21 protein-coding genes and 2 pseudogenes are annotated in these 25856 nt (G+C 60.4%); 11 read left to right on the forward strand and 12 right to left on the reverse strand.

What is annotated here, in order from left to right; all coding sequences use genetic code 11:
- Position 1: 1 nt before the first annotated feature.
- Positions 2-1402: an MFS transporter gene (locus tag AC1DV9_RS10160; RefSeq protein ID WP_477947619.1), complete on the reverse strand. Its 1401-nt coding sequence runs from the start codon at positions 1400-1402 to the stop codon at positions 2-4.
- A 31-nt stretch (positions 1403-1433) separates the two neighbouring features.
- Positions 1434-6212 (reverse strand): NAD-glutamate dehydrogenase, encoded by a 4779-nt coding sequence (locus tag AC1DV9_RS10165; RefSeq protein ID WP_477947621.1) that lies wholly within the window; start codon positions 6210-6212, stop codon positions 1434-1436.
- A gap of 275 nt (positions 6213-6487) precedes the next feature.
- Here AC1DV9_RS10165 and pdxY point away from each other — a divergent pair, with 275 nt between their 5' ends.
- The 3 genes from pdxY to AC1DV9_RS10180 all read left to right on the forward strand — a co-directional run bounded on the left by pdxY (position 6488) and on the right by AC1DV9_RS10180 (position 9754).
- On the forward strand, positions 6488-7366 hold the full coding sequence (gene pdxY, locus AC1DV9_RS10170; protein WP_477947622.1) for a pyridoxal kinase PdxY: 879 nt from the start codon (positions 6488-6490) through the stop codon (positions 7364-7366).
- 62 nt (positions 7367-7428) lie between these two features.
- Entirely contained in the window at positions 7429-8070 is a 642-nt protein-coding gene (locus AC1DV9_RS10175) for a carbonic anhydrase (RefSeq protein ID WP_477947623.1), read from the forward strand.
- Between the two features lie 91 nt (positions 8071-8161).
- Positions 8162-9754 carry a diguanylate cyclase gene (locus tag AC1DV9_RS10180; RefSeq protein ID WP_477947624.1) on the forward strand — a complete coding sequence of 531 codons (1593 nt, stop codon included), beginning with the start codon at positions 8162-8164 and terminating at the stop codon, positions 9752-9754.
- A 47-nt stretch (positions 9755-9801) separates the two neighbouring features.
- On the opposite strand, the gene AC1DV9_RS10185 is transcribed toward AC1DV9_RS10180, so the two are convergent.
- The 3 genes and pseudogenes from AC1DV9_RS10185 to AC1DV9_RS10195 all read right to left on the reverse strand — a co-directional run.
- A complete protein-coding gene (locus AC1DV9_RS10185) occupies positions 9802-10626 on the reverse strand; it encodes a lytic murein transglycosylase (RefSeq protein ID WP_112385974.1) in 825 nt (274 codons plus the stop codon).
- A gap of 190 nt (positions 10627-10816) precedes the next feature.
- Complete coding sequence (locus AC1DV9_RS10190; RefSeq protein WP_112385973.1) at positions 10817-11851, reverse strand: aspartate-semialdehyde dehydrogenase; 1035 nt, start codon at positions 11849-11851, stop codon at positions 10817-10819.
- A 111-nt stretch (positions 11852-11962) separates the two neighbouring features.
- Positions 11963-12146: pseudogene (locus tag AC1DV9_RS10195) on the reverse strand (hypothetical protein); the annotation flags it as partial.
- Between the two features lie 117 nt (positions 12147-12263).
- On the opposite strand from AC1DV9_RS10195, the gene AC1DV9_RS10200 reads away from it, so the two are divergent.
- The 5 genes and pseudogenes from AC1DV9_RS10200 (at position 12264) to AC1DV9_RS10220 (ending at position 18504) form a co-directional block, all read left to right on the forward strand.
- Positions 12264-14018 (forward strand): alkaline phosphatase, encoded by a 1755-nt coding sequence (locus AC1DV9_RS10200; protein WP_477947625.1) that lies wholly within the window; start codon positions 12264-12266, stop codon positions 14016-14018.
- 78 nt (positions 14019-14096) lie between these two features.
- Positions 14097-14542 (forward strand): annotated as a pseudogene (locus tag AC1DV9_RS10205) (hypothetical protein).
- A complete protein-coding gene (locus AC1DV9_RS10210) occupies positions 14542-15231 on the forward strand; it encodes an ABC transporter ATP-binding protein (RefSeq protein WP_477947626.1) in 690 nt (229 codons plus the stop codon). Before AC1DV9_RS10205 ends, AC1DV9_RS10210 begins: the two are co-directional and overlap by 1 nt.
- Entirely contained in the window at positions 15228-16439 is a 1212-nt protein-coding gene (locus tag AC1DV9_RS10215) for an ABC transporter permease (RefSeq protein ID WP_477947628.1), read from the forward strand. The genes AC1DV9_RS10210 and AC1DV9_RS10215 overlap by 4 nt, the downstream gene beginning before the upstream one ends.
- Before the next feature lie 181 nt (positions 16440-16620).
- Complete coding sequence (locus AC1DV9_RS10220; protein ID WP_477947629.1) at positions 16621-18504, forward strand: MFS transporter; 1884 nt, start codon at positions 16621-16623, stop codon at positions 18502-18504.
- Positions 18505-18556: 52 nt separating this feature from the next.
- Here AC1DV9_RS10220 and lpxE read toward each other — a convergent pair whose 3' ends face one another.
- The 3 genes from lpxE to leuB all read right to left on the reverse strand — a co-directional run bounded on the left by lpxE (position 18557) and on the right by leuB (position 21351).
- Positions 18557-19285 (reverse strand): lipid A 1-phosphatase LpxE, encoded by a 729-nt coding sequence (gene lpxE / locus AC1DV9_RS10225; RefSeq protein ID WP_477947631.1) that lies wholly within the window; start codon positions 19283-19285, stop codon positions 18557-18559.
- A gap of 81 nt (positions 19286-19366) precedes the next feature.
- Entirely contained in the window at positions 19367-20125 is a 759-nt protein-coding gene (locus AC1DV9_RS10230) for a phosphatase PAP2 family protein (protein WP_477947632.1), read from the reverse strand.
- 113 nt (positions 20126-20238) lie between these two features.
- A complete protein-coding gene (leuB, locus tag AC1DV9_RS10235; protein WP_112385966.1) occupies positions 20239-21351 on the reverse strand; it encodes a 3-isopropylmalate dehydrogenase in 1113 nt (370 codons plus the stop codon).
- Positions 21352-21527: 176 nt separating this feature from the next.
- Here leuB and AC1DV9_RS10240 point away from each other — a divergent pair, with 176 nt between their 5' ends.
- Complete coding sequence (locus AC1DV9_RS10240) at positions 21528-22460, forward strand: pyridoxal-phosphate dependent enzyme (RefSeq protein WP_112540390.1); 933 nt, start codon at positions 21528-21530, stop codon at positions 22458-22460.
- A gap of 57 nt (positions 22461-22517) precedes the next feature.
- On the opposite strand, the gene leuD is transcribed toward AC1DV9_RS10240, so the two are convergent.
- The 3 genes from leuD to AC1DV9_RS10255 form a co-directional block, all read right to left on the reverse strand.
- Positions 22518-23126 (reverse strand): 3-isopropylmalate dehydratase small subunit, encoded by a 609-nt coding sequence (gene leuD, locus AC1DV9_RS10245; protein WP_477941054.1) that lies wholly within the window; start codon positions 23124-23126, stop codon positions 22518-22520.
- Positions 23127-23261: 135 nt separating this feature from the next.
- Positions 23262-23681 (reverse strand): VOC family protein, encoded by a 420-nt coding sequence (locus AC1DV9_RS10250; RefSeq protein WP_310296560.1) that lies wholly within the window; start codon positions 23679-23681, stop codon positions 23262-23264.
- Positions 23682-23807: 126 nt separating this feature from the next.
- Positions 23808-24041 (reverse strand): hypothetical protein, encoded by a 234-nt coding sequence (locus AC1DV9_RS10255; protein WP_477947635.1) that lies wholly within the window; start codon positions 24039-24041, stop codon positions 23808-23810.
- Positions 24042-24152: 111 nt separating this feature from the next.
- Between AC1DV9_RS10255 and AC1DV9_RS10260 the strand changes: the two genes are divergently transcribed.
- Positions 24153-25055, forward strand: coding sequence for an HpcH/HpaI aldolase/citrate lyase family protein (locus tag AC1DV9_RS10260; protein ID WP_477947636.1), 903 nt, complete (start codon positions 24153-24155; stop codon positions 25053-25055).
- 1 nt (position 25056) lies between these two features.
- Positions 25057-25263 (forward strand): DUF1737 domain-containing protein, encoded by a 207-nt coding sequence (locus AC1DV9_RS10265; protein WP_112517868.1) that lies wholly within the window; start codon positions 25057-25059, stop codon positions 25261-25263.
- A 3-nt stretch (positions 25264-25266) separates the two neighbouring features.
- Here the strand turns inward: AC1DV9_RS10265 and AC1DV9_RS10270 are convergent, their stop codons facing one another.
- The gene (locus tag AC1DV9_RS10270) at positions 25267-25704 is read right to left on the reverse strand and encodes a metallopeptidase family protein (RefSeq protein WP_112385959.1); all 438 of its coding nucleotides are present in this window, start codon (positions 25702-25704) and stop codon (positions 25267-25269) included.
- Positions 25705-25856 lie beyond the last annotated feature (152 nt).

Raw genomic sequence — 25856 nt, forward strand, 5'->3', positions numbered from 1 at the left:
TTCAGGCTCTCTGCTTGTCGGCCGGATATGGCGTGGCAAACAGAAGGATCAGGCCGCCCAGCAGGAAAATTATCAGCGTCGCCATGCCGAGCCGGGCAGAACCGCTGGAATAGGTGACGATCGAGAACAGCAGTGTTGCCATGAAGCTCGTCGCGCGCCCTGAGAGCGCGTAGATCCCGAAATAGCGGCCGGCTTCTTCCAGGCTGACGCTGCGGGCGAGATAGGATCGCGAAGAGGCCTGAACCGGGCCGAAGGCAAGACCGATCAGAAGGCCGTAGAGGATATAGGCCTTCTCGGCGGCGGTGCCGAAAAATCCGCCTGAGTCGGCGACCGGCAGCTCGATCACGCCGAAGAGCGTGTAACCCGGCCCGGTGGAGATGATACCGATCGTGGCAAGCAGCAGCATCGTCAGGCTGATGACGATCGTCACTTTCGAGCCGATCCGCTGATCGACGCGCCCGGCTATGATGCAGCCGAAGATCGCGACGACGTTAAGGATGATGCCGTAAAGGCCGATCTCGATGGTGGCCCAACCGAACATACCGGCGGCGAAGGTGCCGCCGAGGATCAGCAGGCCGTTGACGCCGTCCTGATAGATCATCCGGGCAATCAGGAATTTCAGGATGCCCTTCCGGTGCCTGAGCTCGCCGATCGTGTTGCGGAGCTCGGCAAAGCCGGTTTTCACGGCGCGTCCGAGCGGAACGCCTTTTGGCGCATCCGGCGTGAACAGGAACATCGGAATGATGAAGATCAGGTACCAGACGGCCGAGATAGGTCCAGTGATGCGGGCGTCTTCGCCGGCGTGGGCATCGAGGCCGAACAGCGGATCCATCCCCAGCAAGGTCTTGCCGGTTTCCAGGTTGCCCGCCAGAAGGGCGACGACCGCTATCAGCACGATCATCCCGCCGAGATAACCGAGGCCCCAGGCCGTATTGGACAAGCGGCCGACCTCGTCCTTGCTCACCAGCCGCGGCATCATCGAGTCGTTGAAGACGATCGAGAACTCGGCTGCGATCGACGCCAGGATCATGAAGATAATCGGATAGATGACGGGCGAGCCGGGGGCCGCAAACCAGAGGCCGAACAGCGCGGTGATCTTGATGACCGCGAAAAACGCGATCCAGGGTTTGCGGGCGCCGGATTGATCGGCAATCGACCCCAGGATCGGCGACAGGACCGCGATGATCACCGAGGAGATCGTCGCAGTGTTGCTCCACATCGCCTGCGCATGGACGGGATCGGAGGTCAGCCGGGAGACGAAGTAAGGACCGAAGATGAAGGTGGTGACGACCGTGAAGAACGGCTGGGCCGCCCAATCGAAAAACATCCAGCCCCAGATGCCCCTCCCCGGCGCCTTGTGCGGCGCCGGAGTTCCGTCCCCCGTCCAGTCAATTCTGCTCACGCATCCACTCCCATTGTCGGGGCGGACTGTGTCACCTCGCCCGGTCGCGCGCAAGATCGGTCAGAAGGCCCGCGGCAACGGTGATGCGGGCGAGATTCGGCTCGCCGCTATCGCTGAGACTGGAGAGTTCCTCGGTGATGCGATTGATCCTGATGCGATCGACCGCATGCCATGCCTGAACCGGCAGCTTTTCCTTGCCGTGATCCGAGAGTGCGGAGATGACGATGTCGCGGCGGGCGCTGGCGATCTGGTCGATGCTGCGCGCAAGTGCCAGATTTTCATAGTGGTCCGAGGTGACGATGCGCCCGCCCGCAGCAAGCAGCCTGCCGATCCGGAAGGTCTGCGAGACGGCGAAATAGCTTTCCGCGGCGCGTGCCAGCGGCTCGCCGGTGCGTTCGGCAATCTGCATGATTTCGGGCACGAGCGCAAAGCCCGGCAGGCCGGTAATGTCGGCCGCGAGTTTCTCCGGAAGACCGGCTTCCTGATAGTCGGTCTGCCGTGCTTCGAACTCAACAGGAGCCTGCGCTGGGAACGACGGCTTGAGTTTCCTGAGCGAGGCCTGCAGCCGGCTAACGGTTTCAGCGATGTCACCCTTGGCCATGCCCGTTTTCAACATCAGCCGGGTCAGAACGGTGAAGCTCTGGCCGATTTCGTCGTAAACGCGGTTCTGCGTCTGGCCGGAAATCTTGCCGTCTAGCGCGTCCGTTTCGCTCCAGAGGCGGGTCAGGTCGAAACCGTCTCGGGCGATGATCGCTGCGCGGACGACCTCGGCCGCAGAAGCGGCTGTCGCGTCCACCATGCTGACGGCAAAGGCCGGGCCTCCACGATTGATCGCCTCGTTGGCGAGCACGGTGGCGACGATTTCACGCTTCAGCCGGTGGCTGGTGATGTCGGAGCCGTTGGTCTTCTGCATCTTCGCCGGGAAGTAGTTCGACAGCGTGGAGGTAAAATAGGGATCATCGGGCAGGTCGCTGATGATCAAGGCGTCGAAGAGAACGATCTTGGCGTAGGACAGCAGAACGCCGATTTCCGGGCGGGTTAGCGGCTTGTTGGCCGCATAACGCTCGGCAAGTGTCGCGTCGTCAGGCAGCGTCTCCACCTTACGGTTCAGCTGCTTGGCGGATTCGAGCACGGTCATGAAGCGGGCGAGCTCGAGGCCGTTGCCGGTTCCCTTGCGTTCAGTCAACGAGATCGCCAGCGACTGGAGATAGTTATTGCGCAGAACGAGGCTTGCGACTTCATCGGTCATCGATGACAGCAGCTGGTCGCGCTTCGGGCGCGTCAGGCGGCCGTCATGCATGGCATTTGCCAGCGCGATCTTGATATTGACCTCGACGTCCGAGGTGTTGACGCCGGCGGAGTTGTCGATGGCGTCGGAATTGCTGCGGCCACCCTTCATCCCGTAGGCGATGCGGCCCTTCTGGGTGACGCCGAGATTGGCGCCCTCGCCGATGACCTTGGCGCGGACATCGTCGGCAATGATGCGGATTGGGTCGTTGGCGCGGTCGCCGACTTCCGTATCGGTTTCCGCGGCGGCCTTCACATAGGTACCGATGCCGCCGAACCACAGCAGGTCGACCGGACTCTTCAGGATGGCCGTCATGATCTCGAACGGTGTCGCGACCGTCTTGTCTATGCCGATTGCGGCGGCGGCCTCGGCTGTCAGAGTCACGGACTTCGCGGCGCGTGAAATGATCATCGCACCCTTGGAGAGCACCGACTTGTCGAAGTCCTGCCAGCTGGAGCGCGCGAGATTGAAGAGCCGCTGACGTTCGGCCAGCGTCTTGTCCATATCCGGATCGGGATCGATGAAGATGTCGCGGTGGTCGAAGGCGGCGAGCAGGCGGATTTTCGGCGACAGCAGCATGCCATTGCCGAAGACGTCGCCGGACATATCGCCGACGCCGGCAACGGTAAATGGCGTCGTCTGAATGTCGATATCCATCTCGCGGAAGTGGCGCTTCACGGTTTCCCAGGCGCCGCGGGCGGTAATGCCCATCTTCTTGTGGTCGTAACCGGCCGAACCACCCGACGCAAAGGCATCGTCGAGCCAGAAGCCAGCCTCCTGCGCCAGCGCGTTGGCGGTATCGGAGAAGGTGGCCGTGCCCTTGTCGGCGGCGACGACGAAATAGGGATCGTCGCCGTCGATGCGTACGGTCTTGGCCGGTGGCACGATGTCGGCGCCCGAGATGTTGTCGGTGATCGAGAGCAGCGTGCGGATATAGGTCTTGTAGGCTTCGCGCCCCGCGTTGAAGATTTCGTCGCGCGTGCCGCCAGCAGGCAGCTTCTTCGGATAGAAGCCGCCCTTGGCGCCGACGGGAACGATGACGGCGTTCTTGACCTGCTGGGCTTTCACCAGGCCGAGCACTTCGGTGCGATAGTCTTCCGCGCGGTCCGACCAGCGGAGACCGCCACGGGCGACCTTGCCGAAGCGCAAGTGGACGCCTTCGACCTCGACGCCGTAGACGAAGACTTCGCGGAAGGGCAGCGGCTGCGGCAAGCCATCGACGAGATGCGGATCGAGCTTGAACGCGAGCATCGCCTTGGGTGAGCCATCGTCGTTCCGCTGGAAATAGTTGGTGCGCAGCGTCGCATCGACGACGTTTATATAGCGGCGCAGGATACGGTCGTCGTCGAGGCTCGGGACATCGGCCAGCGATGCTTCGATCGACTGATGCAAATCGCCCAGCTTCTTGAGACGCGGCTTTTCGGCCAGCGCCGGGTCCATCGCTTCATGGAAGAGACGGAAAGTGGCGGCGGCGATGTCGGGATATTTGTCGAGCGTCGCGGCGATGTAATCCTGCGAATAGGCAATGCCCGCCTGGCGCAAATAGCGCGAATAGGCGCGCAGCACATTGGTTTCCCGTGCCGAAAGCCCGGCGGAGAGGATCAGCCGGTTGAAGCTGTCATTGTCGATGGTGCCGTTGAAGGCGGCGACAAAGGCTTCTTCCAGGGCCGCGCCGAAGCGCGACAGGTCGATCGCATTGCCGCTGCGGGCTTCGAGCTCCATGTCGTGCAGAACGACGATATTGACCGCGCCGCCGGCCGCCGGCACTTCGATATCGAAGGTACGCTCGCTGAGAACGTTGAATCCAAGATTTTCCAGAAGCGGTACGCGGCGGGAGAGCGGCAGTTGTTCGCCACAATGGAAGATCTTCAGCGACAGGATGCTGCCGCGTTCATCGTCGTTGCGATAGTAGAACTCGATGCGGATCGGCTCGCCGCCGGCACATGCGATGATATCGGCCAGATCGCCGGCCGCCTCATCCGGAGTGAATGCTTCCTGGAAGGCATTGCTGACGCCGATCTTGGGCGCCTTCGGTCCTGCCAGCATTTCGAAGCGGTTATCCCAGCGGGCGGTGATCGCCCGGATGGCCTCTTCCAGCTTCGCTTGCGGAATGCGCGGCGTCTTGCCGCCGGAGCGGCCGATGATGAAATGGACGCGTGCCACGCCGCCTTCCGGGAAAGCCGGATAATAAGCAGAGACGCGGCCGTCATAGATGGTCTTCAGATAGGTGCCGATCTTCTCGCGGACGATCGAGTCATATTCCTCGCGTGGGACGTAGACGATGACGGAGACGAAGCGGTCGAAATGATCGATACGCGGCAGAACGCGGACGCGGGGCCGGTCGGCGAGGTCGTTGATCTGCTCGGCGAAGCTCGACAGCAGCGTCGTATCGATCTGGAAGAGATCGTCACGCGGGTAAGATTCCAGCGTATTGTCGAGCATGCGGCCGGAATGGCTCATTGGATCGAAGCCGAAATGCTCTTTCACCTTGGCGATCTTCGATCGCAGAAGCGGGATTTCTGACGCCCAGGATGTGTAGGCCGTCGACGTGAAAAGGCCGACGATACGCAGTTCGCCGGTGACATTGCCATTCTTGTCGAAGCGCTTGACGCCGACGTAATCCATATAGGCGCGGCGGTGGACGACCGATTTGACGTTGGCCTTGGTGACGATCAGAAATTCCGGACCGTCGAGGAAGGCCAGGATCTCGGGCGTGGTCGTCACCGCGTCCTTGCCGGTGCGCAGAACCAGAACATCGGGATTGGAGAGGATACCGAGGCCGGTACCCTTGTCACGCTCCACCTTGGCACCGGCGCCCTTGCCCGAATAGACGTATTCGCGCATGCCGAGGAAGGTGAAGTTCTCGTCGCGCAGCCATGTCAGAAAGGCGAGCGCTTCGTCGCGATCGGCCTTCTTGCGGCTGGCGCTATATTCCCGGAGTTCGTCGATGGCGGTGTCGAGCTTCGAGAGCATCGGTTTCCAGTCGGAAACTGCCTGCTGCACCTGTTCGAGAACGGTTTTGATGCGCTTCTGCAGATCGGAGGACTGCGCCGGTGTCAGCGGCGACAGGTGGATCTGGATGTGGCTGACGCGCGAGGCCGGATCACTTGGCTCGTCGGCGGAATAAAGCCCCGGCTCCTTGCCGTCTTCCAGCACCAGAATTGGATGCACCGCCATGTAGAGGTCGCGATAGGTGCTGGTGACCTCGCCCATGACCGATTCATAGAGAAATGGCATATTGTGGTCGGTGACCGTCAGAATGGAGACCGGAACGCCTGACGGCTCGACGTCGGCTACTGTCTCGATGCTGACGCGGGGTGTCTTGCCGTTCCACGCCTTCAACTCGCGTGCCGAGTGGATGGCGGAGAGAGCGAGCATTTCGGGAGTATAGAGATCGAGATCATCCCCGCTGGCGCGACCGAACAGAATTTCGGGCTGCAAATGCTTGTCGCCGGTGGCGGCAGCAATCTTTTTTGCGCTCTCGATCTGTTTCTCGCGTTTCGGATTGTGTCTGGCAGCCATTTCAGATGTTCCCCGATCTGTTCGATTTGGTGCAAAATATCAGAAGATTTGCCGAAAAAATCTCTAAAAGAGGCCGCTTGATGGCAGCTTTCGTTCGTTCTGGCCCCTGTTTTTGTCAGAATTCGGAAGAATCTCCGCCTATTCGATTCGACTAATATTGTTTGCGGCCGACTTTGGACTGCTACTTCGCGACCTTTCCACGCAGAGATGAACAATGGTTGACAGGCGTGGCGTAAAAAGTAGATCAACTGCGCATCAGGTTCAGGGCTATCACCATGCCAGAAAATACCACCGCCGGAACGGTCATCGTCATTTCAAGCCATGTCGTGCGTGGTTCGGTCGGCAACCGTGCCGCCGTCTTTGCGTTGGAGACACTGGGACACCAGGTCTGGGCCCTGCCGACGGTCGTGCTTCCATGGCATCCCGGTCACGGGCGCTCGACGCGGCTGACATTTGCCGAGGCCGATTTCGATGCGGCGATCGACGATCTGGTCAGGGCGCCCTGGATCGGCGAAGTGAAGGCGGTGCTGACAGGCTATTTCGGCAATGCCGCACAGGCCAAATCCGTCGCCCGGCTGATCGGCGCACTGCGCCAGGACAATCCCGATCTGCTCTACGTCTGCGATCCGGTGATGGGCGATCTCGGCGGTCTCTATGTTCCGCAGGCGACAGCCGAAGCAATCCGCGATCACTTGATCCCGCTTGCATCTCTGGCAACACCGAACCGCTACGAGCTTGCCTGGATGGCAGGCGCGCCTCTCGATGACAACACAGCGGTGATGGAGGCAGCGCTATCGCTCGGTCCGTCGCGAATGCTGGTCACGTCGGCGGTGCCGATGATGACGGGTGGGACCGGCAATCTCTATCTCTCGGGCCGGCATGCGCTGCTGGCCGAACACAGGCTCATCGATAATCCGCCGAACGGGCTCGGCGATCTTCTTGCGGCTCTTTTCCTGTCGCGGCTGCTTTCCGGCATGGACGATGAAAAGGCGCTGCAACTGGCAACGGCCAGCGTCTATGAAGTTCTGGCGCGGGCAGTCAAGCGCGGCAGCGACGAGTTGACGCTGGCGAGCGACGCATCGAGCCTCGCAACGCCGATGGCGATGGTGCAGATGCGCCATTTGCTGCATCCGGCACAGCGGCGCAAGAAATAGCAGCGACTCATTTTGCACTGCAGCAGTTGATCTTCTGCGCACCAAGCGTTAATCGAAATCCTATGCAGCGTTTTCCTGGAACACTTCTGGACGGTTATCGCAACTTCATGAGCGGGCGCTACGCAGATGCGCGCGACCGTTACAAGACACTTGCGGAAAACGGCCAGAACCCGACGACACTCGTCATTGCCTGTTGCGACTCCCGTGCGGCACCGGAGTTGATCTTCGATGCCGGTCCGGGCGAGCTCTTCGTCATCCGCAACGTCGCCAATCTCGTTCCGCCTTATGAACCCGACGGGCATTTTCACGCCACATCCGCGGCGCTGGAATTCGCCGTGCAGGCGCTGAAGGTGACCGACATCGTGGTCATGGGGCATGGCCGTTGCGGGGGCATTCGAGCTGCCCTCGATCCAAGCGCTGAGCCGCTGTCTCCGGGTGACTTCATCGGCCGCTGGATGTCGCTGGTGAAGGACGCTGCCGAACAGATCGGCAGCAACGATATCATGACCCAGACCGAGCGGCAGACGGCGCTGGAGCGTGTATCGATCCGCAACTCGATCAACAATCTGCGGACTTTCCCCGAGGTCAAAGCCCTCGAGAAGGAAGGCAAGATTGCCTTGCACGGCGCCTGGTTCGATATCTCGACCGGCGAACTGTGGGTCATGGATGCGGAAAGCCGGGATTTTATCCGCCCGGAAGCATAGGCCTTAGCCTATAGGTTTATGGGTTCTTTAAGGAATCCCGTTAAGATTTCATCGACAGGCACCCTCAACCACCGGCTTACGGCGGCCTTCGATGAAATTTGAGACAACCAGCAAGATCATTCTGGCGGCAATTCTGCTGCCGTTCATGTTCATGATCGCCGAAGGCGTTCTGGTTGTCCGTTCGTCATTTCATCAATATCTGTCGCTTGAGAAGGACTACCGCTTCGCCGACGTGCTGGCGCGAGGCGGCACGATTGCGGCGACAGAAATTTTGGGTGAGATCGTCGCGACGCGACAGTATCTCGCTCATCCAGGCAGCGAAACCGCTGCAGCGATGCAGCAGAGCCGCCAGCAGCTCGACGGTGAACGTCAGAAGTTCAAAGGTAGTCTGCCGCCGGTCGACGAGCTTGACGGAAATCTGGGGGCTGAGCTTTCCGATCTCGCGCTGGCTTACAGCCGCATCGTCTCTATCCGCGCGGCGGTTGATCGCGGGCTCTATGCCGGGAGCGATCCTGTCTATGTCTATTGGCAGGCGGCGATGAAACAGCTCGATGTCGTCGATGCGCTTTCGCCGCTCATCCAGGATCCGGTGCTGCTCGGAAAGTCGAACGAGCTGATGGGCGTGCTGCTTACCTATTATGCCGAGCGGTTGATCACCTCACTCGGCACGCGCTACCTCAACGAACACAATTACAGCCTTCGCTCCAGCGACCTCTTCATGCAGGGCAGAACCATGCAGGCGGCGGGCATGGACCATATGGTGTTTCACAGTTCGTCGCCGCTGGTTGCGGCGATCATGGAATACCTGAAGAGCCCCGCGCAGGTTCGTGCCGATGCCGTGACCGACGCGATATTGACGCGGGAGGCGCGTCCGCATGCTGCCGTTCGCGACGAGTGGTCGCGCGCGCAGGCCGAACGCATCGATTTTCTCAAGGGAAAGATCGGCGAAGCCGCTGCGGATATCCACCGCACCGGAGAGGCGCTCGCCAAGCGTTCGCATCTTCACATGACGCTGGTTCTCGTTCTCTGCGGCGGTCTGCTCGTTCTTGCTGGTGTCGTTGCCACGCTGGCGACCAAGGGGTTGAGGATGATCTCGCGCCTGTCACGCGAGCGCGAGGCGCTGGTTGGCGAACTCAGAAGCGCTGCGCAGACGGATCTCTTGACCGGTCTCTACAATCGCCGCGGATTCGAGGCGGCTGCCGCAGCGCTCTTTGCCCAGGCGGAAAGCGGTTCGCGCTGGATCTCCGTCGTGATTTTTGATCTCGATCACTTCAAGAAGATCAACGATATTCATGGTCATGATGCGGGTGACATCGTGCTTCGCCATGTCGCGGCAACGGCCAAGCAGCATTTTCGCAGCTTCGACCTGCTGGTCCGGCATGGCGGCGAGGAATTTCTGGCCTTGCTGCCCGATGCGTCGCCGGATGAGGCAGCAGAGATTGCCGAGGGCGTTCGCACTGCCATCGAGGCTGCGATGATCGATCTTCCCGGCGGCGAATGTCTTTCGGTGACCGCGAGCTTCGGCTGCGCCGGCCGGACGCTTGGCGGTGGCACGCACAATTTCGAAGATCTCGTCAAGCGCGCCGATATGGCGCTCTATGCAGCCAAGGCGTCCGGACGTAACCGTGTCGTCTCGGGTCCGCTGGTGCCGCAGGCCACAACGGTCAAAGCCGAGGCCAAATGAAAAAGGCGCCGCAAGCGGCGCCTTCAATTCAATTGCAAATGGGTGGCTTACTGGCCGCCGTCGATCTGCTGGCCGATATAGGCGATCGCCTGCTGGTAGACGGTTGCCGCGTTCCAGCCCTGGATAGCGACGAAATTCGGTTCGCCCGGCTGATAGCCGGCACCTGCGCGCCAGCCGTGACCCTTCAGGAAGTTTGCTGTCGATGCCAGCGCGTCAGCACGCGAGCCGACCATGTCGACACGGCCATCGCCATCGCCATCGGCACCGAAGCGGACGACATTGCGCGGCAGGAACTGCGTCTGGCCGATCTCGCCATGTGCGGCGCCGCGCGCCTGCGGGCTCAGATAGCCTTCAGAGACGAGCTGCAGGGCAGCATAGAGCTGGTCGGTGAAATAGTCCGAGCGGCGGCAGTCATAGGCCAGCGTCGAAACGGCTGACAGCGTGTGCTGCGTGCCCATATAGCTGCCGAAGCCGGTTTCCATGCCCCAGATCGCGATCAGCGGGCCGGCCGGCACGCCGTAGCGGCGTTCGATCGACGTGAAGAGAGCCTGGTTGGAGCGCTTCATGCCCTTGCCGCGGGAAATGATCGCCGCACCGCCGCGCTTCTGCATGAAGGCGTCGAAGGACAGCTTGAAGCTCTTCTGGCCACGGTCGGCAGCAATCGTCGGACGATTGTAGGCGACGTTGGCGAATGCACGGCTCAGAACCGACTGGCTGACGCCCTGTGCTGCAGCTTCCTGCTTGAATTGCTGCACCCAGGCATCGAAGCCGGCGCCATTATTGCCGCATTGCGCGGCGTTGGCCGCTACCGGAACTGCATGGAAAGCGCCCACCGCCGCGATGGCCGCCACCAAGAATTTTGTCATGCGCATGAGAAACCCCGATCTCGATCTGCAGTCGCTGGAATGCCGGGCAGAATGCCAGCCAAGGGTGATTTTGTCACGATCACCTTTTGGCGAGATTGGCCGCCTGCCGCACGATTGCCGCCTGGCTGGTTCAAAGAAAGCCCCGCAAGTCTGACGACATGCGAGGCTGATAGCAAGCTATGGTTAATATTCGGTATCAGGCGGCCTGCTTGCGCGGCTTGATGAGGCCACGATTGACGAGAAGCTCGGCAATCTGAATGGCGTTCAGCGCGGCACCCTTGCGCAGGTTGTCGGAAACGACCCACATGTTGAGACCGTTTTCGACCGTCGCATCTTCGCGGATACGCGAGATGAAGGTGGCGTCTTCACCGGCAGATTCGTAAGGCGTGATGTAGCCGCCGTTCTCATGCTTGTCGATGACGAGGCAGCCCGGTGCATCACGCAGGATGTCGCGGGCCTGATCGGCGGTGATCTCGTTTTCGAATTCGATGTTGACCGATTCCGAATGGCCGATGAAGACAGGCACGCGAACTGCGGTGCAGGTGACCTTGATCTTCGGGTCGAGCATCTTCTTGGTTTCGGCCAGAACCTTCCACTCTTCCTTCGTATAGCCGTCTTCCATGAAGCTATCGATATGTGGAATGACGTTGAAGGCGATGCGCTTGGTGAACTTCTTGTTCTCGATCGGATCGGCAACGAAGACGGCGCGCGTCTGGTTGAAGAGCTCGTCCATGCCATCCTTGCCGGCGCCGGAAACGGACTGGTAGGTGGAGACGACGACGCGCTTGATCTTGGCGAAATCATGCAGCGGCTTCAGCGCGACGACGAGCTGGGCGGTCGAGCAATTCGGATTGGCAATGATGTTGCGCTTGGTGAACTGGGTGATGGCGTCCGGGTTCACTTCCGGCACGATCAGCGGCACGTCCTGATCATAGCGCCAGGCCGAGGAATTATCGATGACGACGCAGCCCTGCTGGCCGATCTTCGGCGACCACTTCTTGGAGACTTCGCCGCCGGCAGACATCAGGCAGATGTCGGTGTCGGAGAAATCGTAGTTTTCGAGATTGAAGACCTTCAGCGTCTTGTCGCCGTAGGACACTTCCGTGCCCTGCGAACGCGAGGAGGCAAGTGCTACGACTTCGTCAGCCGGAAAGCCACGCTCGGAGAGGATGTTGAGCATTTCCCGGCCGACATTTCCGGTTGCTCCCGCGACTGCTACTTTGAAACCCATTTTCAGCTCTCTTTCTCTTCTCTCCTCTTGTCCGGTGAGGGGGGAAAGCGCGAAATCATCGCGGCTTCCTGTCCCCAGCCGAGCCGGGGAGAGAGCGGCAGGCCAGAGACGTCAGACGGTTTTCGTCGTCGTTTTGGCCTTGGTTTTGGAAGAAACCGGAACGGCAATATCCACCCCGGCACTCAGTGCCCGGTCATTGCATGCAGCAATGGCGTGTTCGAAGCGAACCATGGATAATTCCTTTTCCGCCGTTGCTCATAAAACGTTTTCCACAGGAGTCAAGGTTTTTACGCCTGCGGGCGGCGCCTGGTGTCGGTGCGGCAGATTGTCATACCGGTGTCATCGACATGTCATCCCCCAAGGCTATCTCCGGCCCGTTGTTCATTTACTGCAACGAAAACGGGGGTTTTCCATGCGTATGATTTTTGCCGCTCTGGCGGCCACGACGATTCTTGCCGGTGCCGCGCAGGCGACCACGCTTTATCCGCTTGATCGCGCAACGATTCTTGCCGGTTCGCCATTTGACTTCAAGGTTGAGCTCAGCAAGCAGGTAGAGCCCGAGGACGTGAAGATCACGGTCAACGGTCAGGACTACAAGACGGCTCTCGGGGGCGAGGCCAAGTTTGTAGAGCTTGAAAAGGGTAAGGACGACAAGGCACTCGGTTCCGCCGTCATCCTGCGTGGCCTGACGATCGCCGCACCCGGCGACTACAAGGTCGAAGTCTCCGCCGGCGACGAGAAGAAGTCGGTTACCTGGAACGTCTATGGCACCGGCGACGCGCCGAAAGCCAAGAACGTCATCTTCCTGATCGGCGACGGCCTGTCCGTTGCGCATCGCACCGCTGCCCGCATCATGTCTAAGGGTATGACCGAAGGCAAGGCAAATGGCCGCCTCAACATGGACGATGTGCCGCCGGCAGCTTTCATCGGCACATCGGCAACCAACGCTGTCGCCACCGACTCCGCCAATACCATGTCGGCCTACATGACGGGCCACAAGACAGCCGTCAACGCGATCGGCGTTTATGCGGACCGCACGCCCGACTCGCTCGACGACCCGCGCGTGGAGACGATTGCGGAAGCGATCCGCCGCCAGACCAAGAAGTCGATCGGCATTGTCGCGACCGCCGAAATCGAGGACGCCACACCGGCTGCGGTTGTCTCCCACACGCGCAATCGCAACGACAAGGCCGATATCGTCGGGATGCTTCTCGATGTGAAGCCGGAAGTCGTCCTCGGCGGCGGTTCTGCCTACTTCCTCGGAAAGAACATTCCGGGCTCCAAGCGCAAGGATGACAAGGACTACATCAAGCTCTTCCAGGACGCCGGCTACAAGCTTGCCATCGACAAGAACGAGCTTGCAGCCAACGCATCGGCTGAAGGCAACCTTCTCGGTCTCTTCCATACCGGCAACATGGACGTCACGCTCGATCGCGAATTTCTAAAAAAGGGCACCGTCGAGAAATTCCCGAACCAGCCGGGTCTCGTCGAGATGGCAACGGTCGCGCTCGATCGCCTGTCCAAGAACCCCGACGGTTTCTTCCTGATGGTCGAGGGTTCGTCGATCGACAAGATGTCCCATCCGCTCGATTGGGACCGCGCCGTCGTCGACACCATCGAATTCGACAAGGTCGTCGGCCTTGCCCGCGAATTCCAGAAGGCCCATCCCGATACGCTGATCGTCGTCACCGGCGACCACACCCATGGCGTTTCGATCATCGGTACTGTCGATGACGAAAAGCCGGGCACGGAGATGCGCGAAAAGGTAGGCACCTATGCCGAAGCGGGCTTCCCGAATTATACCGACGACAACGGCGACGGCTATCCCGACAAGATCGACGTCACGCGCCGCCTCTTCCTCAGTGCGAATAACGGCCCCGACCATTACGAGACGTTCCGCCCGAAGCTCGACGGTCCGTTCGTTCCTGCCGTGCAGAACGAAAAGAAGGAATATGTCGCCAACGAACAATACAAGGATGTTCCCGGTGCCGTGTTCGTTCAGGGCAACATTCCGAAGAGCAGCGACAGCGGCGTTCATGCCGTCGATGACGTCGTCCTGCAGTCGGATGGTCCGGGCTCCGAAGGCTTCCGCGGTTACATGGAGCAGAGCGATGTCTACAAGGTACTCGCCGACGCTTTTGCACTCGGTGTCAAACAGACCAACTGACGGAGCGCGGTGAACCGCCTCTTCCGCGTAATCTTCCCGGCCGCCGATCTGCGGCCGGGAACTTGCAAGGAGTTTGATATGCATAGGATCACACGCCGGAGCCTTTTCGGTATGATGATGGCATTGCCGGTGCTGATGTCTGCAAGATGTGTCGAAGCTGCCGACGCAACGCTCAGCTTCGATGAGCTCTATGGGAAATTCGGCGTTCTCGGCGTCGAATAAAGGTGAAGGCGCTCGCCGGCAGGCAAATCAGCATGCGCGGCTTCATGGCGCCGCCGTTGAAAGCGGAAGCGCAGTTTTTCGTGCTGACGGAAATTCCGATGTCGCTCTGCCCATTCTGCTCGTCTGATGCCGACTGGCCCGACAATATCGCCGTCGTCTATCTCGACGAGAAGCAGACCTTCGTGCAGCCCAGCCAGACGATCGAAGTGCGCGGCATTCTCGAATACGGCTCGTGGACCGATCCCGAAACCGGCTTCGTCAGCCTGCTGCGCCTGCGCCAGGCCGAATATTCAGCGGTCTGATGCTGGCGCTCGAGATCAGCAATCTGTCGGTGACGTTCAGCGGACTCAACGCACCGGCGCTTGAGATCGGCGCGCTGGCGCTGTCTGCCGGCAGCCGGGTTGCGGTGACCGGGGCTTCCGGCTCAGGCAAGAGCACCTTCGTCAACATCATTACCGGGTTGGAACGTGCGGTGCGCGGATCCGTCTGCTGGAACGGTGACGATATCTGCGCTTTGTCCGAGAGCCACCGCGACCGCTTCAGAGCGGGTAACATCGGACTCGTAATGCAGGATTTTCATCTGTTTCCGGGGCTTTCGGCCATCGAGAACATTCTATTGCCCGCCCGTCTGTCGCGTGTTGCTGATGCTCAGATGGTGCTGCGTGCGCATGAACTGCTGATGCGGACCGGCCTTTCACGGCCCAATCAGAACATCGAGACGATGTCGCGCGGCGAGATGCAGCGGGTGGCGATTGCGCGTGCGCTTTTGCGCAAGCCGGGCGTCATCGTCGCAGACGAGCCGACCGCCAGCCTTGATGCCGAAACCGGCCGCGTCATCGGCGACCTGCTGCTTGATCTGGCGATTGCGGAAGGCAGCACGCTGATCGTCGTGTCGCATGATCCGCATCTGTCAGGCCGCATGGACCGCCGCCTGCTGCTGTCCTCGGGACGCATCGTTGAAGACGCCTTCAGCAACGAGGTGGCGGCATGATCCGGTTCATGGCCGCCGATCTTCGCCGACTCTGGGCAGGTTCGCTCGTCGTGGTCCTGCTGGTTGCCCTGGCAACGGCACTCGGCGTTGCTGTCGTCCTGCAGGAAAGGGCGTTACGGCTCGGCAGCGCGCGGGCGGCCGACAGGTTCGATCTCGTGATCGGCGCTGGCGGCAGCGAGACGCAGCTTGTGCTGTCATCCGTCTTCCTGCAGCCCTCGCCCTTGCCGCTGATGCCGGGTAGTATTCTCTCCAAGCTGGCTGCCGATCCGCGGGTCGCCTGGGTTTCGCCGATCGGCTTCGGCGATTCCTTTTCCGGCTATCCGATCGCCGGCACCAGCCTGGCCCTGCCCGACAATCTCTCCGGCGGGTTCAGCGAGGGTCGTGGCTTTGCCGCGGAGAACGAAGCCGTTGTCGGCGCAGCGGTCAGCTTGCCGCTCGGATTTGAGATCAAGCCGATGCATGGCTCAGTCGAAACCGGCGGTCACACCCATACCGAAATCGCTTATCGCGTGACCGGCCGCATGAAGCCGACCGGGACCGCCTGGGACCGGGCGATCCTGGTACCGATCCAAGCGGTCTGGCATATCCATGGCCTTGAATCCGATAATGCGGCCCATGAGGACCACGATCACGAGGGTGATCACGCGGTCGATGATAGCTGGTCCGGCGACTTGCCTGGCCTGCCCGCCATTCTCGTCAAGCCGAAGTCGATCGCGGATGCCTACAAGCTGCGGCAGGACTATCGCAGCGGCAACACGGTCGCGGTCTTTCCGGGCGAAGTGCTGACCAATCTTTACGCAACGCTCGGCGATGCGAAGCGTATTCTGGTCGCGGTGGCATCCGGCGCACAGGGGCTGGTCGCCGCATCGCTGATCCTGGTGACCGTCATCCATATCGGTCAGCGCCGCCGCCAGATCGGAGCGCTCAGGGCGTTCGGCGCGCCGCGCCTGGCCATCTTCGGTATTGTCTGGGGCGAGTTCTTTGCGCTGATCGCCCTTGGCATCGCGGGCGGTTTTGCGCTGGGCTATTGCGCAGCGTCTCTACTTTCCGGTTTCTTCAGCGCCAGCAGCGGTATTGTCATGCCGGTGGGCTTTGTCCGGGCCGACCTGATGATGGCCGGAGTGCTGATTGCATTTGGCGCCGTTCTTGCTGCGCTGCCTGCGATTCTGGCCTACCGGCAATCTCCGGCTGAAGCCCTGAGGGCGTGATAATGCAGGCTGCTACGCGAAGCTGTGCAAACACGTTAGACTAAAGTCATAATCCCAAAGCCGCTCTCTTTATCCGAATCCTTTTCTGCCACACTCTTCACAGGCGAGCCGCGTCCAGGGGCATACTTTGAGGAGAGTTTGGGACGCGCCTTGCTGCTCATCATTCTGTGGAGGACAGACAATGGCAAATATCGCAAGCGCCGAGAGCGCAAAAGCCCGTCCGATGACTGGCGAGGAAAGGAAGGTCATCTTCGCCTCGTCGCTCGGTACGGTCTTCGAATGGTATGATTTCTATCTCTATGGTGCGCTCGCAACCTATATCGGTGCCACCTATTTCACCCAGTATCCCGAAGCCACGCGCAACATCTTCACGCTTCTTGCCTTCGCGGCAGGCTTCTTGGTCCGTCCATTCGGCGCTCTGGTCTTCGGCCGCCTCGGCGATCTCGTCGGCCGCAAATACACCTTCCTGGTCACGATCCTGATCATGGGTTTCTCGACCTTCCTCGTCGGTATCCTTCCGGGTGCGGCGACCATCGGCATCGCGGCTCCGATCATCCTGATCGTGCTCCGCCTGCTGCAGGGTCTGGCGCTCGGCGGTGAATATGGCGGTGCTGCGACCTATGTCGCGGAACACGCGCCGAATGGCCGACGCGGCTACTTCACATCCTGGATCCAGACGACGGCAACGCTCGGCCTTTTCCTGTCGCTGATCGTCATTATCGGTGTGCAGCAGATACTCGGTACGACGGCATTTGCGGCCTGGGGCTGGCGCATTCCGTTCCTGGTTTCCATTCTGCTGCTCGGCGTTTCGGTCTGGATTCGTCTGAAGATGAACGAATCCCCGGCCTTCCAGAAGATGAAGGCGGAGGGCAAGGGTTCGAAGGCACCGCTGACGGAAGCCTTCGGCACCTGGAAGAATGCCAAGATCGCCATCATCGCGCTGCTCGGTGCAACGATGGGTCAGGCTGTCGTCTGGTACGGCGGTCAGTTTTATTCGCTGTTCTTCCTGCAGAACGTTCTGAAGGTGGATCTGCAGTCGGCCAATATCATGGTGGCGATCGCGCTGATCCTGGCGACACCGTTCTTCGTCGTCTTCGGCTCGCTGTCGGACAAGATCGGCCGCAAGCCGATCATCATGGCGGGTCTGCTTATCGCCGCCATCACCTACCAGCCGCTGTTCAAGGCGATGACCTATATGGCCAATCCGGCCCTCTATGAGGCACAGGCTTCGATCCGCGCAACGGTGACCGCCGATCCGGCAGACTGCAAGTTCCAGTTCAACCCGACCGGTACGTCGAAGTTCACCAGCTCCTGCGACGTGGCAACGGCGTTCCTGACCAAGAACTCCGTGCCTTACGACGTGGTGCCCGGCCCTGCCGGACAGCCGGCAACGGTCAAGATCAGCGATGCCACCATCACCAGCTTCGACGTCATCGCCGCTGGCGACAAGGCCAAGGGCATGACCGCAGCCTTCGAGAAGAGCACCAATATTGCGCTTCACGATGCCGGTTACCCGCTGAACCGCGGCGCCGCCAAGGTTCCGGATTCCAAGCTCGATGCCTTTATCGCGGCTAACCCGGAGCTCAACCTGAACGCCGAGACGATCCGCGCCGGCGAGAAGGAAACCTCGCCTGCCGACAAGCTGATCGCTGGCAAGCTGCTGACGGCTGAGGAAGCCAATGGCGTCACCGACATGGCGGTCTATACGGTCGCCGGTGGCGGCACCTTCGCCATGGTGGCTGATCCGGCACGCGTCAACTGGATCGGTACGATCGCCGTACTCTTCGTTCTCGTGCTCTACGTGACGATGGTCTACGGCCCGATCGCAGCGCTTCTGGTCGAGCTCTTCCCGACCCGTATCCGCTACACCGGCATGTCGCTGCCCTACCATATCGGCAACGGCTGGTTCGGCGGTCTGCTTCCGGCAACGGCCTTCGCGATGAGCGCGGCTGCCGGCGACATCTACTACGGTCTCTGGTATCCGATCGTCTTCGCAGGCATCACGCTGGTCATCGGCCTGCTGTTCCTGCCGGAAACCAAGAACCGCGATATCCACGCCGACTAAGATTGGATAGATTGAGACGACAGAACCCGGCGCTCACAAGGCGCCGGGTTTTTTATGCGCGCAGCAGCCGTTTCGGAGCGGGCCAGCCGTCAGCGAGCTTGAAGAGCACGCCGTAGTGCGAAAAGACGATGGCGATCATCAACGAGAACCAGCCACCCAGCGCCAGTCCGGCAATTACGTCGCTCGGATAGTGAGCGCTGACCATAACGCGGGTCATGCCGAGCCATAGGGCACAGGCGAGGAAAACGACGCGGTATCGGGGAAAGAGAAGCGATAGCGCGGCGAAGAAGGCACCGATCGTCGTCGCATGTCCCGAAGGGAAGCTTTCGAAGGCTGCGTGTCCGGATAAGGGCGAGAAGGAAAAGATCCCGTAGTCGTCGAAATGCTGCGGCCGGGCGCGGCCGATCACCCGCTTGAGGATGTTGGCGAGGATGCCGGAGAGCGCGATGGAGATCAACAGATAGGCGCCGATCCAGCACATCTGCAGTGCTTGAATGCGGGTGCGCAGCGATCTGACGACGCGAAGAGCTGCAAGGCCTTCGAAGAAGAGAAAGGCGCTGGTGATGATGATCCAGCCGGAGGTGCCGAAATCTGTGAGGATACGGCCGAGGCGGCGCATGGCGGGCGGCACGTGCCCGGCGCCGACAGGACCATCCAGCAGCAGCATGGAGAGCAGAACGGCATTGAAAGTGATGAACAGGCAGGTCTGCCAGCGCAGTTGTGGCATCCGGCAGGTGCTGCGCCGCCAGCGCCTGTCGAGCGAAGAAAGTATCGCCTGCATCCAATTCGATCCGTTCAAAAATCAATATCGAGAACAGTGCGACGGTAGCATCGGGTGGCGACAGTTTTTTTACGAAGACGGTCAGATCAGACGGCTGAGCCGCGGTATTGGCCAGCCTTCACGGCCGACTGAGAAGACGAAGCCGAAACGCGCGAAAGCAATCGACAGCGCGAAGGCAAGCCATGCGCCGAGCGCCAATCCGGCCGCGACGTCGCTTGGATAATGGACACCGATGATGACGCGTGTCGCGCCGAGCCAGAGGCCGATGCCGATGAACACCAGCCGGAAGCGCGGAAAGAGCAGCGCCAGAGACATGAACAGCGCGCCAATATTGGCCGAATGCCCGGACGGAAAGCTCTGGTGCAGAAAATCCCAGCTGAAGGGCGTGAAGCTGAAGATGCCTTCCTGCTCGTAAAGCAGCGGCCGGGCGCGGCCGATCAGGAATTTCAGCGGGTTGGCGATGGCGCTGGCCAGGATGACGGAAAGGCCGACATAGGCGGCCATCTGGCCGAAATAGGCCATGCGGAATCGCCTGCGCACCTTCCAGAGGCGGCGGCGAACCACGTAGCCGGTGACCAGGATCGTCAGCAGACCGGCAAGAATCCAGGCGAGCCTGCCGATATCGGTGACGTCGCCTGCAAACGAGACGAGCGGCGGCGAAAGGCTCTTTACCGCTTGGCCCAGCGGCCGGTCGAAGACGAAGAAGGCGATGGCGACGGTATTAATGGCGAAGAGCGCGAAGGCCTTCCAGGGAACCCGCCGATGGATCGTGCGCCGCGCCTCATAGCGCTTCTTCAGATAGGTTCGGAAGCCTGGCTTCGGTCCGGCGGTGTCGCTCATTCTGTCCCTTCGTCGTTGGCACGGGGGAGATAGGGAGACGAGGAGCCGGCTTCAATGAAAAAGCCCTCCGCGCGGCTGCGCGAAGGGCCTTGAAAAGCGTTTCACGTGAAATATCAGGCCGAGAGCGCCTTGAATTCCGCAAGGATTGCCGCGCCCATCTCGATGGTGCCGACCTGCTTGCAGCCGTCGGCCATGATGTCGCCGGTGCGGATGCCCTTGTCGAGAACGTTGGCGATCGCTTTTTCGAGGTTGTCGGCTTCGGTGACCATGTTGAAGGAGTAACGCAGGCACATAGCAAAGGAGGCGATCATGGCGATCGGGTTGGCGATGCCCTTGCCGGCAATGTCAGGGGCCGAGCCATGGACCGGCTCGTAGAGCGCCTTGCGCTTGCCGGTCTTGCCATCAGGCGCGCCGAGCGAAGCCGACGGCAGCATGCCGAGCGAACCCGTCAGCATGGCGGCAACGTCGGAGAGCATGTCGCCGAATAGGTTGTCGGTGACGATGACGTCGAACTGCTTCGGCGCGCGGACGAGCTGCATGCCGCCGGCGTCTGCCAGCATATGGTCGAGCTGGACGTCGGAATATTTTTCCTTGTGTGTCGCCGTCACCACCTGGTTCCAGAGCACGCCAGACTTCATGACGTTGCGCTTTTCCATCGAGCAGACGCGGTTCTGGCGAGTGCGGGCCATTTCGAAGGCCACGCCGGCAATGCGTTCGATCTCGTAGGTGTCGTAGACCTGCGTATCGATGCCGCGCTTCTGGCCGTTGCCGAGATCGATGATCTCCTTCGGTTCGCCGAAATAGACGCCGCCGGTCAGTTCGCGGATGATGAGGATATCGAGGCCTTCGACCAGCTCCGGCTTCAGCGAGGAGGCGGAAGCGAGTGCCGGATAGCAGATCGCCGGGCGAAGGTTTGCGAAGAGCTCCAGATCCTTGCGTAGGCGCAGCAGGCCGGCTTCCGGACGAACTTCGTAAGGTACGGCATCCCATTTCGGGCCGCCGACGGCGCCGAAGAGAACGGCATCGGCGGCGAGCGCCTTCTGCATGTCGGCTTCCGAGATCGCCTGGCCATGTGCGTCATAGGCCGAGCCGCCGACGAGGCCTTCGTCGGTCACGAAACCTGATTTCATCTCCTCGTTCATGTAGGCGATGATCTTGCGGACTTCGCCCATGGCTTCAGGACCAATGCCGTCGCCCGGCAGCAGGAAGAGATTGCGCGCTGTCATGAAACCCTCCGAAGGAAAAACAAGCTGCGGCTTCTTAGACCCCGGAAATCGGCATTTCAAGCAAGGGAGAGGCTGAATCGGTACGGTTTGCCGCGGTGCCGGCCGGCAGCGAAGTGTTGACCCCTGCTTGTCTCCGGGCCAAGAAGACCGTCAGGTTTCAAGAAATGGAATTGAAAATGTCCCCGTCCCCATTGCATCTCAACACCCCTCTCCTGCGCAGCGCCGCCGATTACAGCGCCAGCGGCAAGCCGCTATGGCTGAAGCTCGATGCCTTGCAGCCATCCGGAAGCTTCAAGATGCGCGGCGTCAGCAGGCTCTGCCAACATGAGGTGGAGAATGGGGCAAAGGAAATCTTCTGCGCATCAGGCGGCAATGCTGGGATCGCGGCGGCCTTTGCCGGGCGGGCGCTCGGCGTGCCCGTGACCATTGTCGTGCCGGAGACGACATCCGCCGAAGTTCGGCAGTTGATCGAGGCGGCCGGGGCTTCTGTGCTGGTTCACGGCTCGGTCTTCGATGAGGCGAACGCCTATGCGATCAAACTCTCCGAAGCCCGGAATGCCGCCTATGTTCATCCCTTCGACCATCCGCTGCTCTGGGAAGGGCATGGAACGCTGATCGATGAAGCTGTGGCTTCAGGCGCAAAATTCGACTGCGTCGTCGTCAGCGTCGGTGGCGGCGGCCTGCTTGCCGGTATCGTTGCCGGGTTGAAGCGCAATGGTCTTGATAATGTGCCTGTGATTGCCGTCGAGACCGAAGGAGCTGCTTCCTTCCATGAGGCGCTGAAGGCGAAGGAGCGCATCACCCTGCCTGCGATCACCTCGATCGCCAATTCGCTCGGTGCGCGGCAGGTGGCGCAGCATGTCTTCGATCTGCCCAGCCATCATCCGATCGAAAGCGTGACGGTGACCGATGCGCAAGCGGTGGCCGCCTGCCTGAAATTTGCGGATGCTCACCGCATTCTCGTCGAGCCCGCCTGCGGGGCCGCACTTGCGGTCGCCGATGTCCATGCCGGTCTGCTGTCGCGCTTCGAAAATCCGCTGATCGAAGTCTGCGGCGGTATCGGCGTTTCGCTCGACAAGCTCAAGGTCTGGAAAGAGCGGTTTCTCTAATCAAAATGAAAAAAGCCGGGCGAGAGCCCGGCTTTTTTGTCCGTCGTTTCCGATGTTTCAGGCAGCCCAGGGGCGCGAAGCGCTGTTCTGCTTTTCGAAGCTGTCGATCGCCTTGCTCTTTTCCATCGTCAGGCCGATATCGTCGAGGCCGTTCAGCAGGCAGTGGCGCTTGAACGCGTCGAGATCGAACTTGATCGAGCCGCCATCCGGGCCGGTGATCTCGAGATTTTCCAGATCGACGGTCAGAATGGCGTTGGAGCCGCGCGACGCGTCGTCCATCAGCTTGTCGAGATCTTCCTGGCTGACCTTGATCGGCAGGATGCCGTTCTTGAAGCAGTTGTTGTAGAAAATGTCGGCGAAGCTGGTGGAAATGACGCAGCGGATGCCGAAGTCGAGCAGCGCCCACGGGGCGTGTTCGCGCGAAGAGCCGCAGCCGAAATTATCGCCGGCAACCAGGATCTTAGCATCGCGGTAAGCGGCCTTGTTCAGCACAAAATCGGCATTTTCCGAGCCGTCTTCGTTGTAGCGGGCTTCGGCGAAGAGGCCGGTACCGAGGCCGGTGCGCTTGATGGTCTTCAGATAATCCTTCGGGATGATCATGTCCGTGTCGATGTTGACGACGGGCAAGGGCGCGGCAACGCCGGTGAGCTTCACGAATTTATCCATGACCTAGACTCCAAATTCAGCGGATGTACTTTCGTTGATCAGCATCTAGTCCAGTTTTTTGCCGAAATGAAGGAGAATCTTTCCAAAGTGGCGGCTGCGCGGCGTTTCGCGCAGCCTGCCGCATCGCATGGGCGGCTATTTCGATGCCTCGTTCAGACCCCAGATGACGCCGAAGGGATCGCGCAACTGGCCGTAGCGGTCGCCCCAGAACATCAGCTCGATCGGCATGATGACTTCGGCGCCGGCAGCGACCGCGCGGTTCCACCAGGCATCGATATCGTCAATGACAAGCTGGATGGCGAAGCCTTCATGACCTTTGAAGGGATGGCCATATTCGGGATAGGCATCCGACAGCATCAGCGAGCTGCCATTGATGTAGAGATGCACATGCATCGTCCGGCCCTTTTCGTCGGCCGGAACGACATAGGCCTCTTCGGCGCCGAATGCCTTCTTGTAAAATTCCGCAGCCTTGAGAGCGCCATCCACAGTCAGATAGGGCAGCAGGCCATTCTTGACCGGCGGCATCTTGGCGGGTGCGTTTTCCGTCGTGCTCATTCTTTCCTCCATCTCCTGATTTTGAAGGTCCGGCATCGTAGCCGTCCGTCTCAAGGACGTAGAGATCACACGCGCGCCTACAGCGCCCTGAAGAATTTTTCGTGAAGGCTTAAGCTGGCTCTGAAATCAGAGATCGATGATCGTGCCGCGGCCATCGTTCCAGATGCGCATTTCGCGCTGCTGGGTCTTCGCCTTGGCGCGCACCGGAGCCGGTTTCATCTTCAGCGACATTGCGCGGCCAACCATCAGCACGGTCAGGATGACGCCGACGGTGAGCGTGACCGAGAAGGTGAACAGCGCCAGCGCCACGAATACGGTGACGCCTGCCAGCATGAGGAAGATGGAACGGATATTCTGCATAATTCTAGACCTCTCTTCGAAAGGAATGTGGTCCTTGATTTCCCTCCTTGCAAGGCAAGCATGGCTTTTTGTTGTCTTGTCAGCCTTCACAAAGCTTGGCACACATTCGTGATGAGCCGAAATTCCCCTGCCCGTTCCTTTACTCTGCGCCGTTCGGTGCTGAGCGTTCCCGCGATCAATGCCCGGGCGCTGGAGAAGACCCATGTGCTGGATTGCGATGCCGTGATCTTCGATCTGGAGGATTCGGTTGCACCGGAAAAGAAGGATGAGGCGCGGCAAAACCTGAAGGCTTTCTTTGCTGGCCCGGCGCTCGAAGGCAAAGAGAGGATCATCCGCATCAATGCGCTCTCTTCCGGTTTCGGCCTTGCCGATATGGAGCTGGTGCGCGCCCTGGAGCCGGATGCGGTGCTTCTGCCGAAGGTCAGCGAGCCGCAGGATGTCATGGCGATCAGTGACATGCTTGGCGATGCCGACGCGCCTGATACGCTCCGGATCTGGGCGATGATCGAGACGCCGCGGGGTATTCTGAACAGCGCGGCGATCGCTGAATTCGGGCGCACCGCTGGCTCGAGGCTCGATTGCTTCGTCGTCGGTCTCAACGACCTGCGCAAGGAAACTGGCGTGTTGCCGCAGCCGGGGCGGACCTATCTGGTGCCATGGCTGATGCAGGTGATCCTCGCTGTGCGGGCTTACGGCCTCGATGCGATCGACAGCGTTTTCAACGATTTCAAGGATGCGGATGCCTTCGAGGCCGAATGCGCGCAGGCACGCGCCATGGGCTTCGACGGCAAGATGCTGATCCATCCGGCGCAGATCGATGCCGCCAACCGGCATTTTGCGCCTGGTGAGGCGGCAATCCGCGAAGCCGAGGAGATCATCGCTGCCTTTGCCGATCCTGCGACCGATGGCCTCAACGTCATCAATTCAAACGGCCGGATGATCGAGCGTCTGCATCTTGCCCAGGCCGAAGGTCTGGTTCATAAATCCCGCCTCATTGCTGAACGGAAATCATGATATGAAGCTTTACCGCCTTCTGACCGGCCAGGACGATGCCGCCTTCTGCCACCGCGTCACCGATGCCCTCAACAAGGGCTGGTCGCTGCAGGGCTCTCCCTCGGTCACCTTCAACGCCGAGACCAAGCAGGTCATCGCTGCCCAGGCGATCGTCAAGGACGTCGAAGGCAAGGACTACCACCCGGATATGAAGCTCTCCGAGCAGTAATATCTATCGGTCGGCTGCTTCTTCGGCGCTTTCTTCGATCCGCTCCATGTCGTCATCGCTGAGGCCGAAGTGGTGGCCGATTTCGTGGATGAGGACGTGGGTGATGATATCGCCGAGCGTTTCGTCGTTCTCGGCCCAGTAATCGAGGATCGGACGACGGTAGAGGCGGATGCGGTTGGGCAGTTCGCCGGTTTCCATCGTGAAACGTTCCGAAATGCCCCGGCCCTCGAAAAGGCCGAGCAGATCGAAAGGCGTTTCCAGCGCCATATCCTCGAAAACGTCGTCATCAGGAAAATCTTCGATCTCGATCGTCAGATTGGCGGTCAGAGAACGAAATTCGTCCGGCAGGTGGCTGTAGGCCTCCATCGCCAGCGATTCAAATGAGCTGAGCGTCGGTGCATGGCGATCACGCCAATCCTCGCTCTGGTCTATGCGGGCCATCAAAAACCCCTTTCTTTGCCGCCCATATAGAACCTTTGCGAAGGATTTTCGAGTGTGGAATCAACGGCAGGAATAAATTCACATCAAATCGCTGTTGACTCTTCCTGACAGGTCTGGAATCCATAAGAACATAACAGGAACAATTCTGACTT

The sequence above is a fragment of the Rhizobium sp. 01L410 genome (genome assembly GCF_056400165.1).